Below are 21,358 nucleotides of genomic sequence, written 5' to 3' on the forward strand. Positions count from 1 at the left end.
TTTCACGCGCTAGCCCCCTGAGTTCAGGTGCTAAAGTAAAAAAAGAAGCGGAAAATAGCAGCATTCATGCTTGCGTTACCTTAGTGGTAATGGCGTAAAACCTTATTGAAAAGTCTTACCGATCAAATGTCAATGGCTGACACGTTGAAATGAAAAGAGGGAGACAAGCCCCCTCTTTCAACTGGCTTATGCCAGAGCTGATTTCGCTTTTTCAACCAGGGCAGTAAATGCCACTTTGTCGAATACTGCGATGTCAGCCAGGATCTTACGGTCAATTTCAACAGAGGCTTTTTTCAGGCCATTGATGAATTTGCTGTAAGAAATACCGTTCTGACGTGCTGCTGCGTTGATACGCGCAATCCACAGTTGACGGAACTGACGCTTTTTCTGACGACGGTCACGATAAGCGTACTGACCAGCTTTGATAACAGCCTGGAAGGCAACGCGGTAAACGCGTGAACGCGCACCGTAGTAGCCTTTAGCTTGTTTCAAAATTTTCTTGTGACGTGCGCGTGCAATTACACCACGTTTTACGCGAGCCATAGTGCTCTCCTGTATATTCTAAATAAAAAAGTTAATAAACGTTAACGGCTTATGCGTACGGCAGGCACGCGATTACCAGACCCAGATCGCCTTTGGAAACCATGGCTTTCGGGCGCAGGTGACGTTTACGCTTGGTTGCTTTTTTGGTCAGAATATGACGCAGGTTAGCGTGCTTGTGCTTAAAACCACCTTTACCGGTTTTTTTGAAGCGCTTAGCAGCACCGCGTACGGTCTTAATTTTTGGCATTTTAATAACTTCCACTTCGCATTGTTAATAAACGAAACCCAGGCGAACAAAAAGCTGCGAGACTCAAGAGCCTCACAGCGATTGTTACTTGAAGGCCTACTGTTTCTTCTTAGGAGCGAGCACCATGATCATCTGGCGGCCTTCGATCTTCGTTGGGAAGGATTCGACCACTGCCAGTTCTGTCAGATCGTCTTTCACGCGATTAAGCACTTCCATACCGATCTGCTGGTGCGCCATCTCACGACCGCGGAAACGCAGTGTGATCTTGGCTTTATCACCCTCTTCAAGAAAGCGAATCAGGCTGCGGAGTTTTACCTGATAGTCGCCTTCATCTGTACCAGGACGGAATTTAATTTCCTTAACCTGGATAACTTTTTGCTTTTTCTTCTGTTCCTTAGAAGATTTACTCTTTTCATAAAGGAACTTGCCGTAGTCCATGATACGACAAACTGGCGGTTCGGCGTTAGGGCTGATTTCAACTAAATCTACTCCAGCCTCTTCAGCTTTTTCGATCGCTTCTCTCAGACTCACAATCCCCAGCGGCTCACCTTCCAGACCTGTTAAGCGAACTTCCTGGGCGCGAATCTCGCCATTAATACGATTCGGACGTGCCGTTTGAACTCGTTTTCCGCCTTTAATACCTTATTCCTCCAGTTGTTGAAGACTGCGGCTGCGAATCTCTTGTTGCAGCTTCTCAATCACTTCCTCTACGCCCATGACGCCAAGGTCTTTACCGCGGCGGGTGCGAACGGCCACTTTGCCAGCTTCCACCTCTTTATCACCACAGACCAGCATATACGGGACACGACGTAAAGTGTGCTCGCGGATTTTAAAGCCAATCTTCTCATTTCTCAAGTCTGCTTTTACCCGAATGCCCGCATTTTGCAGTTTACGGGTCAATTCGTTGACGTAATCCGACTGAGAATCGGTAATGTTCATGACCACTACCTGCACCGGCGCAAGCCAGGTCGGGAAGAAGCCAGCGAACTCTTCGGTCAGAATGCCGATGAAGCGTTCTATTGACCCAAGGATCGCACGGTGAATCATGACCGGAACCTGACGCTCGTTGTTTTCGCCCACATAGGAGGCGCTCAGACGAGACGGCAGAGAGAAGTCCAGCTGTACCGTACCGCACTGCCATGCACGATCGAGGCAGTCATACAGGGTAAATTCAATTTTCGGACCATAGAACGCGCCCTCACCCAGTTGATACTCAAACGGGATGTTGTTTTCTTCGAGCGCAACGGCCAGGTCCGCCTCAGCACGATCCCACATTTCATCGCTGCCGATACGTTTTTCGGGGCGCGTGGAAAGCTTGACGACGATTTTCTCGAAGCCAAAGGTGCTGTACATATCGTAGACCATACGAATACAGGCGTTCACTTCATCGCGGATCTGATCTTCAGTACAGAAGATGTGAGCATCATCCTGGGTGAAGCCACGCACACGCATCAGGCCATGCAGCGCGCCTGACGGTTCGTTACGGTGGCAGCTACCGAATTCCGCCATACGCAGCGGCAGATCGCGGTAGGATTTCAGACCCTGGTTAAAGATCTGAACGTGCCCCGGGCAGTTCATTGGCTTGATGCAGTATTCACGGTTCTCAGACGAGGTGGTGAACATCGCATCTTTGTAGTTGTCCCAGTGGCCGGTTTTTTCCCACAGGACGCGGTCCATCATGAACGGGCCTTTCACTTCCTGATACTGATACTCTTTCAGTTTGGAACGAACAAAGGTTTCCAGTTCACGGAAGATAGTCCAGCCGTCGTTGTGCCAGAAAACCATGCCCGGCGCTTCTTCCTGCATATGGTACAGGTCAAGCTGCTTACCGATTTTACGGTGGTCACGCTTCGCGGCTTCTTCCAGACGTTGCAGATACGCATTCAGCGCTTTCTTATCTGCCCACGCGGTGCCGTAAATACGCTGCAGCATTTTGTTGTCGCTGTCGCCACGCCAGTAGGCGCCTGCGGTTTTCATTAGTTTAAAATGATGGCAGAAACGCATGTTTGGCACGTGCGGACCGCGGCACATGTCGACATATTCTTCATGATGATACAAACCTGGCTTGTCATCATGGGCAATGTTTTCGTCAAGAATAGAGACTTTATACGGCTCGTTGCGCTTCACGAAGGTTTCGCGCGCTTCGTGCCAGCTGACTTTCTTCTTGATGACGTCGTAGTTCTTCTCGGCGAGCTCATGCATACGTTTTTCGAGCGCGTCGATATCTTCCTGGGTCAGGGTTCGGTCAATATCCACATCGTAATAAAAACCGTTGTCCACTACCGGACCAATCGCCATTTTGGTATTCGGCCACAGTTGTTTAATGGCATGACCAAGCAGGTGCGCACAGGAGTGACGGATGATTTCCAGACCGTCTTCGTCTTTGGCGGTGATGATTGCCAGTTGAGCATCGGTATCGATTAAATCGGAAGCATCAACCAGTTCGCCATTAACGCGGCCCGCGATGCAGGCTTTCGCCAGTCCCGGTCCGATATCAAGCGCAACATCCATTGGGCTTACTGCGTGGTCGTAATGGCGTTGGCTGCCATCAGGAAGAGTAATTACAGGCATGATATGTCCTTATTTGCAGTGGTGCCCCACACGAAAGAGCACATACAAAATAATATGATTAACATTATCAAAAGGGGGTGGATTGATTCCCGCTTCACTCTGCGAAATATGAGAAATGACGTTTACCGCGTCACGCCTCCTACATCCGTCTTTTGATAAACCAGCCCCTAGTCTACACATGATTTCAATGGGATAAAACCCTGATTCAGGTTCATCTTGCATTGAGATGGCTTGCGGAGGGATGAAGAGTAATCAGGCCGGAGTCCGGCCTGATGAATTACATTCTGTATCCGAGAGATACCGTGGTACGGCGATCGGTATGGCTTGGGGCCGTTGACGGCGGTTCAGAATTCCAGCTCAGGTTATACGCGACCTTCAGACCGAAGTGATCGTTAATCGCCACGTTGAGCGCAGTTTCGGAATTTATCGTCGTGTCATCCGCACCAAATACGGAAACACCCTGAGTAAATTTGGTGGTATCCGTCATCTGCCAGGCGTACGTACCGGACGCATAACCCAACGGCTGAGTTTCACTGTCGCCGTCAGTATATTCGTCGTAACGCACACCCGGACCAAATTCAAAACGCAGGCTGTGCACCGGGCCATTCATAAACTGACGACCATAACCTGCGGTCAGGACGTCACGTTCGTGATAGCCGTTGTAACGGTCAGTCAACCAGCTCGCCTGACCAAACAGGTAGTCTGTATCGGTCATGTTGTAGCGCGAACGGCCACCTACCGCATATTTCTCAGAAGAACGTTCGTCGTTAGACGAGGTGTTGCTCGCATTCCCCCATAATGACCACGCGGTCGATTCGCCGTACCAGGTCATTGTGGAATCTGCAGTCAGGGAAGAACTTTTGGTATTGCCAGACTGGGCAAGATAGCCGCCGTTGACGTTACCTTCAAAAGGTTTCTTTGCAGTAGAAGGGTCATCCATGACAGTAAAAACGGTATCATCTGCTGTCGCGTGCATCGACGCAAACAAGCCCCCCGCCAGCAAGGCTGCCACGGGTACTGTCTTTAAAAGCTTCATTTATTTAGAGTCCGTACAACAAAAAAAGAGACCTATACGGTCCCGGAAACTTTCATGAGGATCAACGCGGGAAGTTCCAGAGAAAGGTAAGAAATTATAAAAAGGCTCGAATAACATAGCAATGACTTCTTATTTCATTTTTTGAATAAGAACGATCTCAAAACTCGTTTTATTTCATAAAGATAAAAACCCCACTTTAAGTTTAAATACTTGTAAATCAGGCTGTTGTTTCTTCCTTTCTCAGATATTCGGTGCCAGGCTTAAACTAATTTCAGTTATGGGACATAGATGGAGGTAATAATAATGGCGAATATTTATACACTCACCCTGGCCCCTTCCCTCGACAGCGCGACACTGACCCCGCAAATTTATCCCGAAGGTAAATTACGCTGTAGCGCCCCCGTATTTGAACCTGGCGGCGGTGGAATTAACGTTGCTCGCGCCATTACGTTTCTGGGCGGTAAAGCCACTGCCATTTTCCCGGCGGGTGGCGCGACCGGCGAGCATCTGGTTTCTCTGTTAGCCGATGAAAACGTGCCGGTCGAGGCTGTCGACGCGCACGACTGGACGCGGCAGAACCTGCATGTTCACATAGAATCCAGCGGCGAACAGTACCGTTTCGTGATGCCTGGCGCCTCATTAAATGAAGATGAATTTCGCCAGCTCGAAGAGAAAGTGCTGCAAATCGAGAAAGGCGCCATCCTGGTGATCAGCGGCAGTTTACCGCCCGGCGTCAAAACCGAACGGCTGATGCAGCTCATCAAGGCGGCACAGCACAACGGCATCCGCTGCGTGGTGGACAGCTCCGGTGAGGCCCTTGTCGCCGCGCTGGAAATCGGTCATATCGAACTGGTGAAGCCGAATCAGAAAGAGCTGAGCGCGCTGGTGCAGCGAGCGCTGACACAACCCGACGACGTTCGCCAGGCCGCGCAGGAGTTGGTCAAATCCGGAAAAGCGCTGCGGGTGATCGTCTCGCTGGGGCCGCAGGGGGCGCTCGGCGTTGACGCCAGCGGCTGCGTACAGGTCGTTCCACCGCCGATGAAAAGTCAGAGTACTGTGGGCGCCGGTGACAGCATGGTAGGCGCGATGACGCTTAAGCTTGCGGAAAACGCCAGCCTGGAAGATATGGTGCGCTTTGGCGTCGCCGCAGGGAGCGCGGCCACGATTAACCAGGGTACGCGCCTGTGCTCGAAGGAGAATACCCGTAAGATTTACGATTATCTCTGCCAGCAATGATGCCAGCCCCGCACTTTAGGCTATGCTAAATAAATCTATGAATTACAAAGAGGTGACCCGTGAGTGGAGAAATTACCCGTTACGTGGTGACGTTCCGGTTCAAAGAGGACGCGCTGACCCAGATCAACGAGCTGAATAATCACCTGTCCCGGGGCGGTTTTCTGCTCACGCTGGCCGATGATGACGGCAAAGTTCACGATCTGGGCACCAACACCTTTGGCTTGATCAGCCCGCTCAGCGAAGAAGAGGTGCGTGAGCTCGCCGCCGGGCTTGCCGAAGCCGCACTCAATGTGAAACCCGACATTGAAATCACCACGTTCGAAACCTGGCAGGCAGGCACAAAACAATAACATTTGCCGCTTAAAAGTGCTCAGTTGTGCGTTAGTTCGAGTTTTTTCACCGCATTTATGCGCTAACCTTCTGAAATGGCAGAAAACATGGGAGAAGCATCATGTGGCAAGCTATCAGTGGCCTGTTAAGCGAGCAATTTGGAAGCGGCGACATTGAGTTACGTAATGAATTACCCGGCGGAGAAATCCACGCTGCATGGCATCTGCGCTATCGCGGCAAAGACTTTTTCGTAAAGTGTGATGAGCGGGAGCTTCTGCCCATTTTCACCGCTGAGGCCGATCAGCTGGAACTGCTGTCACGCAGTAAAACGGTGCATGTTCCGGAAGTGTATGCTGTCGGCAGCGATCGTGACTACAGCTTTCTGGTGATGGAATTTCTTCCTCCCCGCCCGCTCGACGCACACAGCGCGTTCCTGCTGGGCCAACAGCTTGCCCATCTCCATGAATGGAGCGACCAGCCGCAGTTCGGTCTCGACTTCGACAACGATCTCTCCACCACACCACAACCCAACGCCTGGCAGCGCCGCTGGTCAACGTTTTTTGCGGAGCAGCGCATTGGCTGGCAGTTGGAGCTGGCGGCGGAAAAAGGCATGGCGTTTGGCAATATCGATGCCATTGTCGGGCATATTCAACAGCGCCTGAGCAACCATCAGCCACAGCCTTCGCTTTTGCATGGTGACTTGTGGTCCGGGAACTGCGCGCTGGGGCCTGATGGTCCGTATATCTTCGACCCGGCCTGCTACTGGGGTGACAGGGAGTGTGACCTGGCGATGCTGCCGTTGCATCCCGATCAACCGCCGCAGATTTACGACGGTTATCAGTCCGTCTCGCCGTTACCAAACGGTTTCCTTGAGCGTCAGCCGGTTTATCAGTTGTATACCTTACTGAACCGGGCGATTCTGTTTGGCGGGGCGCATCTGGTGACGGCGCAGAAAGCGCTGGAGCGGGTGCTGGCTGCCTGAGCCACCGGCTCAGGCGTTCGGTTAGTTCATTGAAACGCCTTTCAGGCGGAATTCGATATTCATGATAAGTCCGTTGCCCGGCTTGCCACTCTCATAGCGCCATTTCCGCATGGCGCTTTTTACTTCACGTTCAAACATGTTGCTCGGCTGCGCGGAGAGGATTTCGACGTTATCCACGCGACCATCCGCCGTGACGTCAAACCGGACGCGCACTTTTCCTTCGATACGCAGTGCCTGCGCGCGCGCCGGATAGCCCGGCTGGTTACGGCTCAGCGCACGCGGGCCGCTCGGCGCACTCACCGTTGGTTTGCTGGTAGTTGCCGGGGCAGTGCTGGTCACCGGGCGTGAAGGCGCGTTGCTTTCAAACGGCGATGCCGGACGCGGCTCCGCCGGTTTCACTTCCCGCTTCGGCTGCTCNTATCAAGGGTCATTGAAGTCATAATCGTGTCAGTTGAAAAATGAAGTCCCGATTTTAAATGCAAATAGCAATCATATTCAATAAGCCATCTTATTTTGCATCAACTTTTGTCCACCGTTGTCCAAAAATACGCCAGGCCGAAGCGACTGTCTCACAGGGCGTTCATCTTTACATTGCAGTCATCGACACTTTCACTTACCGTAAATCCCATATTTAACCTGGAAGGAGTTCTGCCCGTGCTTTACGTGATTTACGCCGAAGATGTCGCTGACTCACTCGAAAAACGCTTATCGGTCCGCCCTGCCCACCTCGCCCGTCTGCAGCTTCTGCAGGATGACGGTCGACTGCTGACCGCAGGTCCGCTCCCGGCCGTGGACAGCAACGATCCTGGTGCCGCAGGCTTTACCGGCTCCATTATTATTGCTGAATTTGAATCGCTGGAAACAGCACAGGCCTGGGCGAACGACGATCCGTACGTCGCTGCCGGGGTTTACGGCAACGTGGCGGTTAAACCCTATAAGAAAACGTTTTAACCCTGCGCCAGAAAAACAATGGGCACCGCAAGCGGTGCCCTTTTTGTGCTCAGATGTCGTAGAGGGCAAAAACCAGTGCTTGTCGTTGCCGTTTAACCAGACATTTTCTGATCGAGTGGATGCGCATATTGCGACGCGACTGTGCTTCCAGCCAGCGGGCTTTTCGACGGCTTGCCTGTCTCAGCATGCGCCAGCGCCCCACTTCCGTTCTGCTATGCTTCATTTCTACAGCTCTCAGAATGAAAGAGCCTTTATTATATCCGCTCCCCCCCGGCTGACCAGCGGTTTTGCAGCGCATTTTATTTGCCAGATCAGTCCTGATGCGTAAACTCATAACATCTGGCATACAAAAGGATTTTTATCAATATGACAACCTTCTACACCGTGGTGAGTTGGCTGGTGGTTCTGGGATACTGGTTGCTCATTGCCGGTGTGACATTACGTATTCTGATGAAGCGACGCGCGGTGCCTTCCGCCATGGCCTGGCTGCTGATTATTTATATTCTGCCGCTCGTCGGGATCATTGCGTATTTGTCAGTCGGAGAACTGCATTTAGGGAAACGCCGGGCGGAACGCGCCCGGGCCATGTGGCCCTCGACCGCCAAATGGCTGCACGATCTCAAAGCGTTCAACCACATCTTTGCCGAAGAAAACAGCCCGGTGGCCTCGTCGCTGTTTAAGCTGTGCGAACGACGCCAGGGCATCGCGGGGGTGAAAGGTAACCAGCTGCAGCTGATGACCGAAACCGATGACGTCATGCAGGCGCTGATCCGCGATATTCAGCTCGCTCGTCATAATATCGAAATCGTCTTTTATATCTGGCAGCCAGGCGGCATGGCCGATCAGGTGGCCGAGTCGCTGATGGCGGCGGCGCGTCGTGGCGTGCATTGCCGCCTGATGCTGGATTCCGCAGGCAGCGTGGCGTTTTTCCGCAGCCCGTGGGCAACGATGATGCGAAACGCCGGTATTGAGGTCGTCGAAGCGCTCAAAGTCAATCTGATGCGTGTCTTCTTGCGCCGTATGGATCTGCGTCAGCACCGCAAAATGGTGTTGATCGACAACTATATTGCCTACACCGGCAGCATGAATATGGTCGATCCCCGCTTCTTTAAACAGGATGCGGGCGTGGGTCAGTGGATCGATCTGATGGCGCGCATGGAAGGCCCGGTCGCCACCGCGATGGGCATTGTGTATTCCTGCGACTGGGAAATTGAAACCGGTAAGCGCATTCTCCCGCCGCCGCCCGACGCCAATATTATGCCGTTCGAAGCCGCCAGCGGGCACACCATTCACACCATCGCCTCGGGGCCAGGCTTCCCGGAAGATCTGATCCACCAGGCATTGCTGACGGCTGCGTATTCAGCTCGTGAATATCTGGTGATGACCACCCCCTATTTCGTGCCCAGCGATGACTTGTTGCACGCCATCTGTACCGCCGCCCAGCGCGGGGTGGATGTCAGCATCATTCTGCCGCTGAAAAACGATTCAGTGCTGGTGGGCTGGGCGAGCCGGGCTTTCTTCACCGAATTGCTGGCCGCCGGGGTTAAAATCTATCAGTTCGAAGGGGGGTTGCTGCATACCAAGAGCGTGCTGGTCGATGGCGAACTCAGTCTTTTCGGCACCGTGAATCTCGACATGCGCAGCCTCTGGCTCAACTTTGAAATCACACTGGTCATTGACGACGTCGGTTTTGGTGGTGATCTCGCCGCCGTACAGGACGATTACATTTCGCGTTCCCGCCTGCTTGATGCCCGCGAATGGGTAAAAAGACCGCTCTGGCAGCGAATGGCTGAGCGACTGTTTTACTTCTTCAGCCCGTTGCTGTAAAACGTGCCCATTAGATGTTTTAACAGGTAGTCATCATGGATATGGATTTGAACAATCGCCTGACCGAAGACGAAACGCTCGAGCAGGCCTACGATATTTTTCTCGAACTGGCGGTCGATAACCTCGATCCAGCGGATATCATTCTGTTTAATTTACAGTTTGAAGAACGTGGCGGCGCGGAGCTGTTCGATCCGTCAGAAGACTGGCAGGAGCATGTCGATTTCGACCTTGATCCGGATTTCTTCGCTGAAGTGGTGATTGGCCTTGCGGATACCGACGGCGGTGAGCTCAATGATATTTTCGCACGCGTGCTGCTCTGCCGGGAAAAGAATCATAAGTTCTGCCACATCCTGTGGCGTGAATAATAAAGAGGCCGACATAATGTCGGCCTTTTTTATTACAACGGATCGACCTTCAGACAGGAGACCGCGTGGCGGAAACTCCCTTCCAGCACCGGTCGCGTTTTGGCGCACTCCGGTCCGGCAATAGGGCAGCGCGTGCGGAACACGCATCCGGAAGGCGGATTAATCGGCGACGGTAACTCCCCCTCCAGCAACTGGATCTCTTTGGCTTTTTCCAGATCGGGATCGGGGATCGGCACCGCCGACATCAGCGCACGGGTGTAGGGATGCAGCGGATTGTGATACACCTCGTCGTAAGTACCAAGCTCTACGGCATGACCCAGATACATCACCAGCACGCGATCGGAGATATGTTTTACCACCGCCAGATCGTGCGCGATGAAAATCAGTGACAGCCCCATTTCACGCTGCAACTGTTGCAGCAGGTTAACCACCTGCGCCTGAATGGACACATCCAGTGCCGAAACCGGCTCATCACAAATAATCAGTTTCGGCTCCAGAATCAGCGCCCGGGCAATACCGATACGCTGACACTGTCCGCCGGAGAATTCATGCGGATAGCGGTTAATCAGGTTGGGCAGCAGACCCACTTTCATCATCATCGCTTTGACGCGGTCACGCACTTCCTGACGCGGCATTTTCGGATGATAGGTGCGCAGCGGCTCGGCGATAATTTCACCGATGGTCATGCGCGGGTTCAGCGAGGCCAGCGGATCCTGGAAAATCATCTGGATGTCGCTGCGAACGGCACGCCATTCGTCCGGCTTCATGCCCAGTAGATCTTTTCCGAGCCACGCTACCTTACCATCCGTCGCCTGCACCAGCCCGATAATCGCGCGTGCGAAAGTGGATTTACCGCAGCCCGACTCACCCACCACGCCCAGCGTTTCCCCTTCGTACAGACGCAGGGTCACGCCATCCACGGCTTTCAGGGTTTTTGACGGTTGCCAGAACCACTGCTTGCCATCTTTGATATCGAAATGCACTTTCAGATCGGCGATTTCGAGCAGCACTTTACGGTTTTCAGTTACGGCGTTCATAGCAAATCCCCCACCGGTTTATAGCAGGCGCGTAAACGCCCTGGCGCGAACTCCTCCAGCGGCGGAGCACTGTGGCAGATATCCATCGCGTGCGGGCAGCGCGGCTGGAACGGGCAGCCTTTCGGCAGGCGCAGCAGGTTTGGCGGGTTGCCCGGGATCGTCAGCAGCGCCTCGCCTTCCGCATCCAGACGCGGGACCGCATTCAGCAGGCCAATAGAATACGGATGCGCCGGATGATAAAACACGTCGCGCGCCTGGCCATATTCCATGGTTCGCCCGGCATACATCACCAGCACTTTATCGCAGATACCGGCAACAACGCCGAGATCGTGGGTAATCATAATGATGGCAGTATTGAACTCGCGCTTGAGCTCATTCAGCAGGGTCATGATTTGCGCCTGCACGGTCACGTCGAGCGCGGTTGTCGGTTCATCGGCGATCAGCAGTTTCGGCCGACACATCAGCGCCATCGCAATCATCACGCGCTGGCGCATCCCGCCGGAGAACTCGTGCGGGAACATACGCATGCGCTTGCGCGCTTCCGGCATTTTTACCGCATCGAGCATTTTCACCGATTCTTCAAACGCTTCCGCTTTGCCCATGCTTTTGTGCAGCATCAGCACTTCCATCAGCTGTTCGCCGACGCGCATGTAAGGGTTCAGCGAGGTCATCGGATCCTGGAAAATCATTGAGATCTGTTCGGCGCGCAGTTTGTTCAGTTCGCGTTCCGGCAGGTTCAGAATTTGCCGTCCGTTAAACGTTGCCGAACCGCCGATGACGCCGTTCTGCGCCAGCAGCCCCATCAGCGCAAACGCCGTTTGCGATTTGCCGGAACCGGACTCGCCAACGATGCCCAGCGTCTCGCCCGCTTTCAGGCTGAAGTTAAGATCGTTGACCGCGGTGACGTCGCCGTCCGGCGTTTTAAACGTCACGCGTAAATCTTTCACATCCAGCAGCAGCGATGCCTGTTGCTGCTGCGGGGTGTTTACCATGTCAATCGTACTCATGGCGGGGCTCCTTAGCGGTCTTTCGGATCGAGGGCATCACGCAGGCCATCGCCGATAAAGTTAAAACAGAACAGGGTAACCACCAGGAAACCTGCCGGGAACAGCAGCAGCCATGGAGAAACTTCCATGGAGTTGGCGCCGTCACTCAGTAACGCCCCCCAACTGCTGAGCGGCTCCTGCGTGCCCAGACCAAGGAAGCTCAGGAACGATTCAAATAAAATCATGCTCGGCACCAGCAGCGACGCGTAAACCACTACCACGCCCAGCACGTTTGGCACGATATGACGGACGACAATACTGCCGGTCGAGACACCGCCCACCTGCGCCGCTTCGATAAACTCTTTACGTTTGAGGCTCAGCGTCTGGCCGCGAACGATACGCGCCATATCGAGCCAGGACACCATCCCGATAGCAACGAAGATCAGCAGGATGTTTTGCCCGAAAAAGGTCACCAGCAGAATAACGAAGAACATGAACGGAAACGAGTTGAGGATTTCCAGCACGCGCATCATCACCGAGTCGATTTTGCCGCCGAGATACCCCGACAGCGAACCGTACAGCGTGCCGACAATTACCGCCACCAGCGCCGCAGCGATCCCCACCATCAGCGAAATGCGCCCGCCGATAGCCACGCGCACCAGCAGATCGCGCCCCGAGGAGTCGGTGCCGAAATAGTGCCCGGATTCAGTATCCGGCGCGCTGGACATCATCCCCCAGTCAGTGTCGAAATAGGTGAACTGCGACAGTATTGGCGCCAGGGTCACAAACAAGGCAATCAGGATCAGCACCACCAGACTGGCGACGGCGGCGCGGTTATGCACAAAGCGTCGACGGGCGTCCTGCCACAGGCTGCGTCCTTCAACGTCCAGTTTTTCACTGAAGTGTTCCAGCGCCTCGCTGTTTTTCTTACTTAACATCATGGCGTACTCCAGTGTCAGTAACGGATTTTCGGATCGATGACGGCATAAAGCACATCAACTATCGCGTTGAACAGGATTGTCAGCGCGCCGACCAGAATCGTGAGGCTCAGCACCAGCGAGTAGTCACGGTTAAGCGCACCGTTAACAAACAGCTGGCCGATGCCCGGCAAACCATAAATCGTTTCAATAACCATCGAACCGGTGATAATACCGACGAAGGCTGGCCCCATATACGAGAGCACCGGCAGCAGCGCCGGCTTCAGCGCATGGCGGAAGATAATACGGCGCATCGGCAACCCTTTGGCGCGCGCGGTACGAATAAAGTTTGAGTGCAGCACTTCAATCATCGAGCCACGGGTAATACGCGCGATACTGGCGATATAGGCAAGTGACAGCGCCACCATCGGCAGGGTCATAAATTTCAGCGCCAGCCGCCGCCGGGTAGCCAGTGCAGCGTGATGGCGAAAACCATCACCAGCAGTGGCGCGACCACGAAGCTCGGGATAACCACCCCGGTCATCGCAAACCCCATGACGGTATAATCCCACGCGGTATTTTGCCTGAGTGCGGCAATCACCCCCGCGGTCACGCCCACGATCACGGCGAGCAAGAAAGCCGCCATCCCCAGCTTCGCGGAAACCGGGAAACTGGCCGCCACCAGATCGTTGACCGAGTAATCCTTGTATTTAAAGGACGGTCCGAAATCACCGTGCGCCAGCTGTTTCAGATAACTGAAATACTGCGTGGAGATCGGATCGTTAAGATGGTATTTCGCCTCAATGTTGGCCATCACTTCTGGCGGTAACGTACGCTCACCGGTGAAAGGACTTCCCGGCGCGAGGCGCATCATGAAGAAAGAAATCGTAATAAGAACAAAAAGTGTCGGAATCGCTTCCAGACAACGACGAAGTATAAATTTTAACATTGCCCGTACCTTCTGGCGTGTGCCTTTGCACTGCTCTCAAATAAGACACAGTGGAGCGAGGAAAAATCCCTCGCTCCACGCATTGCCATTAATGCTTGATAATATACAAGTTCTTAACGTGGATATTATCCATCGGATCTTTACCGGTATAACCACCGACCCACGGTTTCACGAGGCGGGCGTTAACATAGTAATAGACCGGGGCAATCGCAGAATCTTTATCCAGCTGGATTTCCGCTTTGTTGTAGAGATCGACACGCTGCGCTTCATCCGTCACTTTCAGGGTGTCGTCCATGATCTTATCAAAGGCTGCACTCTTATAGTGTGAGGTGTTGTTGGAGCTGTTCGACAGCATGATATTGAGGAAGGATGTCGGTTCGTTGTAATCCGCACACCAGGCCGCACGCGCGACATCAAAGTTGCCCTGATGACGGGTGTCGAGGAAGGTTTTCCACTCCTGGTTTTCCAGCTTCACATCCACGCCCAGGTTTTTCTTCCAGATGGACGCCACGGCAATAGCCAGTTTTTTGTGCAGATCAGAGGTGTTGTAAAGCAGTTTGAAGGTCAGCGGCTTGTCAGCAGAGTAGCCTGCTTCGGCCAGCAGTTTTTTCGCTTCTGCGTTGCGTTTTTCCTGGGACCACTTGAACCATTCCGGCTCGGTCAGTTTCGCACCATCGGTATACGGCGGCGTAAAGCCATAGGCTGGCAGGTCGCCCTGATTTTTGACTTTATTAACGATGATGTCGCGATCCAGGCCCAGTTTCAGTGCGGTACGGACACGCACATCGGTGAATGGGGCTTTCTGGTTGTTAATTTCGTAATAATAAGTGCAGAGATACGGGTCAACATGCACTTCATTCGGAATTTCTTTTTTCAGTTTCTGGAATAACTCAATCGGCATGTTGTTATAGGTCATGTCGATTTCACCGCTGCGGTAGCGATTAACGTCAGTCACTTCAGAAGAAATTGGCAGGTAGGTGACCTGGTTAATGACGGTTTTGGCGTTATCCCAGTAATTCGGGTTACGCTCAAGAACGATACGTTCGTTGACCACCCACTCTTTCAGTTTATAGGCGCCGTTGGAAACAATATTCGCCGGCTGAGTCCATTTCTCACCATATTTTTCAATCGCGGCTTTAGGAACCGGCGTCATAGAGGAGTGAACAAGCAGTTTATAAAAATAAGGAACGGGTTCGGTTAAGGTCACTTCCAGCGTATGGTCATCAATGGCTTTTACGCCGAGATCGGTGGCGGGTTTTTTACCGGCAATAATGTCATCGATATTGGCGATATGACCATACTGCAAATAACTTTCATACGGAGAAGCGGTTTTCGGATCGGCCAGGCGTTGCCAGCTGTAAACAAAATCCTGTGCCGTGACCGGCGAACCATCTGACCATTTTGCGTCTTTACGCAGATGGAATGTCCAGACTTTAAAATCTTTGTTATCCCACGATTCTGCCACACCAGGGACTGGCTGGCCGTCAACGCCGGTTTCAACTAACCCTTCGAACAGGTCGCGGTTAATGTTCGATTCCGGTACCCCTTCAATTTTATGCGCATCAAGCGACTGCACTTCTGTACCGTTATTACGCACCAGCGTTTGCTTTTCCGCCAACTGAACACCCGCCGGGACATCAGCGGCCATTGCCGCCTGCGGCAATGAGACTTTTTTTTGTAATGATGGACATTGTGTTGTGACTCCTCTCTTTATAATTGCTGATTTACCAGCTTGTATGTTCCCGTTCGGGTTCCTGTACAGCGCAGGAGCTTTAGCAACTGTCAGGTCGTTTCTACTGCTTGCTATCACCGACTTATTCATTACGGTGGCTCGGATGGCTACCTTACGTCGATTCGTTTTCCGTCCCCCCTGTCGGGACGCGTCATGTCTTTCTATTCGTAACGAGCGGTTATATGAAAACCGTTCTCATCTACGTACAAATTAATTCGTATATCAGGCCGGAAAGTAGCAAATGGCTTACTTAGCCGCCAATACAATTTGCAAATTTGTTAAGCAATTCTCTTTTACTGAATAAGTTGCCCTGTCGCAACACACTGGGGCTTTTTAATAAGACCCTCTAATATCTTTATTATCAGTACGTTAGATAATTGTCCGTGAAAACACTTTCAGGTGAAACACCGCTTGCGTATTTTTTGTACAAAAACTTAACAGTTGATTATTATTTAGCACATTCAACTGCCCGTTAACTGAAATTACTAATATCATTTCAATTATCGGACAGCAAGCCCAAGAGTATCATGTGAAAGAAATAACATTGCGATGGGGGATTTTGAGAGTGTTTCAACACAAATCACAGCGATAACCTGCTGATATTTAAGGACATACATAAAAATCAGAAAAGATTATGCTAAATGCGTTTTTCAAATAAATTGATATGATTTGCGAATATTGAAGCGCAAACGGAGCGAAATGCCCCGTCTCACGGCGGGCGGGGTTTAGCTCAGAAGCCCAGGGAAAATGGCTTTCAGCCCGGTGACGATAAATTCAATGCCCAGCGCCATCAACAGCAGACCCATGATACGGGTGACGACGTTAATACCGGTTTGCCCCAGCAGACGCACCAGCCAGGGCGCGATGCGAAACACCCCCCAACAACAGAAGGCAAAAAGCGCGATGGCAATCGAAAAGCCGATCAGGTGCGCCAGGCTATGGTAACGGGTTCCCCAGACGATGGTGGAACTGATAGCGCCCGGCCCTGCCATGAGCGGCAACGCCAGCGGCACAACGCCGACATTCTCGCGGATCGCCGTTTCTGATTTTTCCTGTTTATTCTGTTTATCTTCACCCAGTTTGCCGCTAATCATCGACATCGCAATGGTGACAACCAGAATGCCGCCCGCGATGCGGAAAGAATCAATAGAAATGCCGAATAGCTGAAGGATGCCATCCCCTAAAAAAAGTGACGTCCAGAGAATAATGGCGACCGACAGCGTGGCAGTAAGATTGGTTTTGTTTCTGGCAGGCGCTGTCTGGTAGCTGGTCATGCTGATAAAGACGGGAATAATCCCGACCGGGTTAACCAGCGCAAATAACCCAATAAAAAATTTGGTGTACGTGGGAAAATCAAACAAGGTTTGAATCACGCTAAGCTCCGCAGGCTCATCAAAAAATCGTTGACGTAATATAAAGCAAGGCTGTGACCGGTTAGCGATCACAATCGCGATGCTGAGCCTCTCGCGCTAAAGCGGGACACAGCCTGATATCCGCGCTGAAGATACGCTTTTTATGAGTATAGTTCACCTCAATTCTTCTTAAAAACATCATCATTACAGGGTGTTATATATTCATATGGATTATGTTAATGTCCTCAAGCCTTTAAAAACGATTCCGTCACAATTGTTACAAACGCCGTGAAATGGCGTGCTGAAAGGTGTCAGCTTGGCGTAAACTTGATCCAGATCACGCAATTTGTACTCAGAAGTGAGTAATCTTGCTTACGCCACCAGGGAGTACAGCGTCATTCGTCAGTGGTGCCTGAGGTGAGGCTCTTTTAGTAAATCTGTGAATCGGGATCGTAAGTTATCAGTAGTTCAGTTAGTCCTTACGCAAGCAGCAAACCCGCTGTCTATACTGATTTAGCGTGCAGCTGATTTACTAAAAAAGTTTAACATTATCAGGAGAGCATTATGGCTGTTACTAATGTCGCTGAACTTAACGCGCTCGTTGAGCGTGTCAAAAAAGCCCAGCGTGAATATGCCAGTTTCACTCAAGAACAAGTAGACAAAATCTTCCGCGCTGCCGCTCTGGCCGCTGCAGATGCTCGAATCCCACTCGCCAAGATGGCCGTTGCCGAATCCGGCATGGGTATCATCGAAGATAAAGTGATTAAAAACCACTTCGCTTCTGAATATATCTACAACGCATATAAAGATGAAAAGACCTGCGGCGTGCTGTCTGAAGACGACACCTTCGGGACTATCACCATTGCTGAGCCTATCGGCATCATCTGCGGTATCGTTCCGACCACTAACCCAACGTCTACGGCTATCTTCAAATCGCTGATCAGCCTGAAGACCCGTAACGCCATCATCTTCTCTCCACACCCACGTGCGAAAGATGCCACTAACAAAGCGGCTGACATCGTTCTGCAGGCAGCTATTGCTGCAGGTGCGCCGAAAGACCTGATTGGCTGGATCGACCAACCGTCTGTTGAGCTCTCTAACGCGCTGATGCATCACCCGGATATCAACCTGATCCTCGCAACCGGTGGTCCGGGCATGGTGAAGGCCGCCTACAGCTCCGGTAAGCCGGCTATCGGTGTCGGCGCGGGTAACACGCCTGTGGTTATCGACGAAACCGCCGATATCAAACGTGCTGTGGCGTCCGTACTGATGTCTAAAACCTTTGACAACGGCGTTATCTGTGCGTCCGAGCAATCCGTTGTGGTAGTTGACTCTGTTTATGATGCTGTTCGCGAACGTTTCGCCAGCCACGGCGGCTATCTGCTGCAGGGCAAAGAGCTGAAAGCCGTTCAGGACATCATCCTGAAAAATGGCGCGCTGAACGCGGCTATCGTTGGTCAGCCAGCGTATAAAATCGCTGAACTGGCAGGCTTCACCGTACCGGCTACCACCAAGATCCTGATTGGTGAAGTGAAAGTTGTCGACGAAAGCGAACCGTTCGCCCACGAAAAACTGTCTCCGACGCTGGCGATGTATCGTGCGAAAGACTTCGAAGACGCGGTTGATAAAGCGGAGAAACTGGTTGCGATGGGCGGTATCGGTCATACCTCCTGCCTGTACACCGACCAGGACAACCAGCCAGAACGCGTGAACTACTTCGGTCAGATGATGAAAACCGCGCGTATCCTGATCAACACCCCGGCGTCTCAGGGTGGTATCGGCGACCTGTACAACTTCAAACTCGCACCTTCCCTGACTCTGGGTTGTGGTTCCTGGGGTGGTAACTCCATCTCTGAAAACGTTGGTCCGAAGCACCTGATCAACAAGAAAACCGTTGCTAAGCGAGCTGAAAACATGTTGTGGCACAAACTTCCGAAATCTATCTACTTCCGTCGTGGCTCACTGCCAATCGCACTGGATGAAGTGATTACTGATGGTCACAAACGCGCGCTGATCGTGACTGACCGCTTCCTGTTCAACAACGGTTACGCAGACCAGATCACGTCTGTTCTGAAAGCCGCTGGCGTTGAAACGGAAGTGTTCTTCGAAGTTGAAGCGGACCCGACGCTGACTATCGTTCGTAAAGGTGCCGAACTGGCGAACTCCTTCAAACCAGACGTGATCATCGCGCTGGGTGGTGGTTCCCCGATGGACGCCGCGAAAATCATGTGGGTGATGTATGAACATCCGGAAACTCACTTCGAAGAACTGGCGCTGCGCTTTATGGATATCCGTAAACGTATCTACAAGTTCCCGAAAATGGGCGTGAAAGCGAAAATGATCGCTGTCACCACCACCTCCGGTACTGGTTCTGAAGTGACGCCGTTTGCAGTCGTTACCGACGACTCCACCGGTCAGAAATATCCGCTGGCTGACTATGCGCTGACGCCGGATATGGCGATCGTTGACGCCAACCTCGTGATGGACATGCCGAAATCACTGTGTGCGTTCGGTGGTCTGGATGCGGTAACTCACGCGCTGGAAGCTTACGTTTCCGTACTGGCGTCTGAGTTCTCCGATGGTCAGGCTCTGCAGGCTCTGAAACTGCTGAAAGAAAACCTGCCAGCGTCTTATAACGAAGGTTCTAAAAACCCGGTTGCCCGTGAACGTGTTCACAGTGCAGCGACTATCGCCGGTATCGCGTTTGCGAACGCCTTCCTCGGTGTATGTCACTCCATGGCACACAAACTGGGCTCGCAGTTCCATATTCCGCACGGTCTGGCCAACGCCCTGCTGATCAGCAACGTTATCCGTTACAACGCGAACGATAACCCGACCAAGCAGACGGCCTTCAGCCAGTATGACCGCCCGCAAGCTCGCCGTCGTTACGCTGAAATCGCTGACCATCTGGGTCTGAGCGCACCAGGCGACCGCACTGCTGCGAAAATCGAGAAACTGCTGGCATGGCTGGAAAGCCTGAAAGCTGAACTGGGTATTCCGAAGTCCATCCGTGAAGCGGGCGTTCAGGAAGCTGACTTCCTGGCACACGTTGACAAGCTGTCTGAAGATGCATTCGATGACCAGTGTACTGGCGCTAACCCGCGCTACCCGCTGATCTCCGAGCTGAAACAGATCCTGCTGGATACCTACTACGGACGCGCTTTCACTGAAAGTGAAGCGGCAGCTGAGAAGAAAGAAGTCGCTCCGGTTAAAGCGGATAAGAAAGCGAAAAAAACCGCTTAATTAAACGCCATCGTTGAGTAATAAAAAGGCCCTGTCACACGACGGGGCCTTTTTTATACGTCAAACTGATAAACGGTAATAACCGCTGAGCGTCTCAGTCACACTCTTTGATGCCCGAACGGGATAACCGGTGCTGTTCCTGAATTCGGGTCAGCGAGCCTTCCGCCAGCGCTTCTTTATAATGTTTACGGCAGACAGAGACATAACGCTCGTTTCCGCCAATCACCACCTGCTCGCCTTCATTAAAAGGACGCCCGGCCTGATCGAGGCGTAATACCATGCTCGCCTTGCGGCCGCAAAAACAGATAGTTTTCAGTTCAACCAGCTTATCTGACCAGGAAAGCAGATACTGGCTGCCGGTGAACAGCTCGCCACGAAAGTCCGTACGCAGGCCGTAACACAATACGGGGATATCCAGGGTATCGACTACCTCAGAGAGCTCATAGACCTGCTGACGCGTCAGAAACTGGCTTTCATCAACTAATACGCAGTTGATCGGCTCACGCGCATGCTCTTCGCTAATCTCCGCAAACAGCACGGATTGCTGATTAAAGAGCCTGGCCGGAGACGACAGCCCTATTCTCGAACTGACTTTGCCCGCGCCAAAGCGATCGTCAATTTCCGCGGTATATACCAGCGTTCGCATCCCGCGCTCCTGGTAATTGTAGGAAGACTGTAGCAAAGCTGTCGATTTACCGGCATTCATTGCCGAATAGTAAAAATAAAGTTGTGCCATTGGCGCGGTAACCCCGATCAAAGTGTTATATCACGGTGCGAATTGTATCATATTCCACTCAGGTCACAGCGCTAATGCTTCAAACGGTTTCTTTACCAGGGTAAGTCACTGGTTTTAACAAACATTCAGTAACAGTAATCCCTAATAACACTCTGCGGACAAGGGATTTAACCCGTCCTTATAGTGCTTCCGTTTCCATTACAATGCAGAAAAGCATTTAACGCTGGTTTCGGGTTGTGATGATTCGGATTCTAATAAGCAGAAGCGGGTTATCGATAAGTCATTTCCCTAATACTTAAGGCTGATATTTATCCACAG

At 52.2% G+C, this 21,358-nt stretch carries 20 protein-coding genes, 2 pseudogenes and 1 other annotated feature (1 of these 23 running past the window's edge); of the genes and pseudogenes, 7 read left to right on the forward strand and 15 right to left on the reverse strand.

Annotated features, from left to right (window positions below):
- Positions 1-73, reverse strand: a sequence feature (Phe leader region); it reaches 52 nt to the left of the window's first position.
- From pheM to GM30_RS20270, 6 genes are all read right to left on the reverse strand, one after another.
- Positions 24-68: a pheST operon leader peptide PheM gene (pheM, locus tag GM30_RS26380; protein WP_001386830.1), complete on the reverse strand. Its 45-nt coding sequence runs from the start codon at positions 66-68 to the stop codon at positions 24-26. Its footprint overlaps the feature before it by 45 nt.
- 113 nt (positions 74-186) lie before the next feature.
- A complete protein-coding gene (gene rplT, locus GM30_RS20250; protein WP_006820206.1) occupies positions 187-543 on the reverse strand; it encodes a 50S ribosomal protein L20 in 357 nt (118 codons plus the stop codon).
- A gap of 49 nt (positions 544-592) precedes the next feature.
- Complete coding sequence (gene rpmI, locus GM30_RS20255; protein ID WP_001124225.1) at positions 593-790, reverse strand: 50S ribosomal protein L35; 198 nt, start codon at positions 788-790, stop codon at positions 593-595.
- 96 nt (positions 791-886) lie between these two features.
- Positions 887-1,429, reverse strand: coding sequence for a translation initiation factor IF-3 (infC, locus tag GM30_RS20260; RefSeq protein WP_072091825.1), 543 nt, complete (start codon positions 1,427-1,429; stop codon positions 887-889).
- 3 nt (positions 1,430-1,432) lie between these two features.
- Positions 1,433-3,361, reverse strand: coding sequence for a threonine--tRNA ligase (thrS, locus tag GM30_RS20265; protein ID WP_049850069.1), 1,929 nt, complete (start codon positions 3,359-3,361; stop codon positions 1,433-1,435).
- Between the two features lie 277 nt (positions 3,362-3,638).
- Positions 3,639-4,397: a DUF481 domain-containing protein gene (locus GM30_RS20270; RefSeq protein WP_049850070.1), complete on the reverse strand. Its 759-nt coding sequence runs from the start codon at positions 4,395-4,397 to the stop codon at positions 3,639-3,641.
- 303 nt (positions 4,398-4,700) lie between these two features.
- Here GM30_RS20270 and pfkB point away from each other — a divergent pair, with 303 nt between their 5' ends.
- From pfkB to GM30_RS20285, 3 genes are all read left to right on the forward strand, one after another.
- Positions 4,701-5,633: a 6-phosphofructokinase II gene (pfkB, locus tag GM30_RS20275; RefSeq protein ID WP_049850071.1), complete on the forward strand. Its 933-nt coding sequence runs from the start codon at positions 4,701-4,703 to the stop codon at positions 5,631-5,633.
- 59 nt (positions 5,634-5,692) lie between these two features.
- A complete protein-coding gene (ghoS, locus tag GM30_RS20280) occupies positions 5,693-5,983 on the forward strand; it encodes a type V toxin-antitoxin system endoribonuclease antitoxin GhoS (protein WP_049850072.1) in 291 nt (96 codons plus the stop codon).
- Positions 5,984-6,084: 101 nt separating this feature from the next.
- Positions 6,085-6,945 (forward strand): fructosamine kinase family protein, encoded by an 861-nt coding sequence (locus GM30_RS20285; protein ID WP_049850073.1) that lies wholly within the window; start codon positions 6,085-6,087, stop codon positions 6,943-6,945.
- A 21-nt stretch (positions 6,946-6,966) separates the two neighbouring features.
- Here the strand turns inward: GM30_RS20285 and GM30_RS20290 are convergent.
- Positions 6,967-7,362 (reverse strand): annotated as a pseudogene (locus GM30_RS20290) (energy transducer TonB); the annotation flags it as partial.
- A gap of 237 nt (positions 7,363-7,599) precedes the next feature.
- Here GM30_RS20290 and GM30_RS20295 point away from each other — a divergent pair.
- Positions 7,600-7,896: a YciI family protein gene (locus GM30_RS20295; RefSeq protein ID WP_049850074.1), complete on the forward strand. Its 297-nt coding sequence runs from the start codon at positions 7,600-7,602 to the stop codon at positions 7,894-7,896.
- Positions 7,897-7,945: 49 nt separating this feature from the next.
- On the opposite strand, the gene GM30_RS20300 is transcribed toward GM30_RS20295, so the two are convergent.
- Positions 7,946-8,119 (reverse strand): YciY family protein, encoded by a 174-nt coding sequence (locus GM30_RS20300; RefSeq protein WP_124965822.1) that lies wholly within the window; start codon positions 8,117-8,119, stop codon positions 7,946-7,948.
- Positions 8,120-8,262: 143 nt separating this feature from the next.
- Between GM30_RS20300 and cls the strand changes: the two genes are divergently transcribed.
- A complete protein-coding gene (gene cls / locus GM30_RS20305) occupies positions 8,263-9,723 on the forward strand; it encodes a cardiolipin synthase (RefSeq protein ID WP_049850076.1) in 1,461 nt (486 codons plus the stop codon).
- A gap of 35 nt (positions 9,724-9,758) precedes the next feature.
- Positions 9,759-10,088, forward strand: a complete 330-nt coding sequence (locus tag GM30_RS20310) for an HI1450 family dsDNA-mimic protein (protein ID WP_049850077.1) — start codon at positions 9,759-9,761, stop codon at positions 10,086-10,088.
- A 32-nt stretch (positions 10,089-10,120) separates the two neighbouring features.
- Here the strand turns inward: GM30_RS20310 and oppF are convergent, their stop codons facing one another.
- The 6 genes and pseudogenes from oppF to GM30_RS20340 all read right to left on the reverse strand — a co-directional run bounded on the left by oppF (position 10,121) and on the right by GM30_RS20340 (position 17,082).
- Entirely contained in the window at positions 10,121-11,125 is a 1,005-nt protein-coding gene (gene oppF / locus GM30_RS20315) for a murein tripeptide/oligopeptide ABC transporter ATP-binding protein OppF (protein ID WP_049850078.1), read from the reverse strand.
- Positions 11,122-12,132 (reverse strand): ABC transporter ATP-binding protein, encoded by a 1,011-nt coding sequence (oppD, locus tag GM30_RS20320; RefSeq protein ID WP_049850079.1) that lies wholly within the window; start codon positions 12,130-12,132, stop codon positions 11,122-11,124. Before oppD ends, oppF begins: the two co-directional genes overlap by 4 nt.
- A gap of 11 nt (positions 12,133-12,143) precedes the next feature.
- A complete protein-coding gene (gene oppC / locus GM30_RS20325) occupies positions 12,144-13,052 on the reverse strand; it encodes an oligopeptide ABC transporter permease OppC (protein WP_049850080.1) in 909 nt (302 codons plus the stop codon).
- Between the two features lie 14 nt (positions 13,053-13,066).
- A pseudogene (oppB, locus tag GM30_RS20330) lies at positions 13,067-13,977 on the reverse strand (oligopeptide ABC transporter permease OppB).
- Positions 13,978-14,065: 88 nt separating this feature from the next.
- Positions 14,066-15,640, reverse strand: coding sequence for an oligopeptide ABC transporter substrate-binding protein OppA (gene oppA / locus GM30_RS20335; RefSeq protein WP_338011802.1), 1,575 nt, complete (start codon positions 15,638-15,640; stop codon positions 14,066-14,068).
- Between the two features lie 794 nt (positions 15,641-16,434).
- Positions 16,435-17,082, reverse strand: a complete 648-nt coding sequence (locus GM30_RS20340; RefSeq protein ID WP_049850081.1) for a YchE family NAAT transporter — start codon at positions 17,080-17,082, stop codon at positions 16,435-16,437.
- 543 nt (positions 17,083-17,625) lie between these two features.
- Between GM30_RS20340 and adhE the strand changes: the two genes are divergently transcribed.
- Entirely contained in the window at positions 17,626-20,304 is a 2,679-nt protein-coding gene (gene adhE / locus GM30_RS20345; RefSeq protein ID WP_049850082.1) for a bifunctional acetaldehyde-CoA/alcohol dehydrogenase, read from the forward strand.
- Positions 20,305-20,398: 94 nt separating this feature from the next.
- On the opposite strand, the gene tdk is transcribed toward adhE, so the two are convergent.
- Positions 20,399-21,040 (reverse strand): thymidine kinase, encoded by a 642-nt coding sequence (gene tdk / locus GM30_RS20350; protein WP_049850131.1) that lies wholly within the window; start codon positions 21,038-21,040, stop codon positions 20,399-20,401.
- Between the last annotated feature and the right edge of the window lie 318 nt (positions 21,041-21,358).

The organism is Trabulsiella odontotermitis (assembly GCF_001188485.1).
GTDB lineage: Bacteria > Pseudomonadota > Gammaproteobacteria > Enterobacterales > Enterobacteriaceae > Trabulsiella > Trabulsiella odontotermitis_A.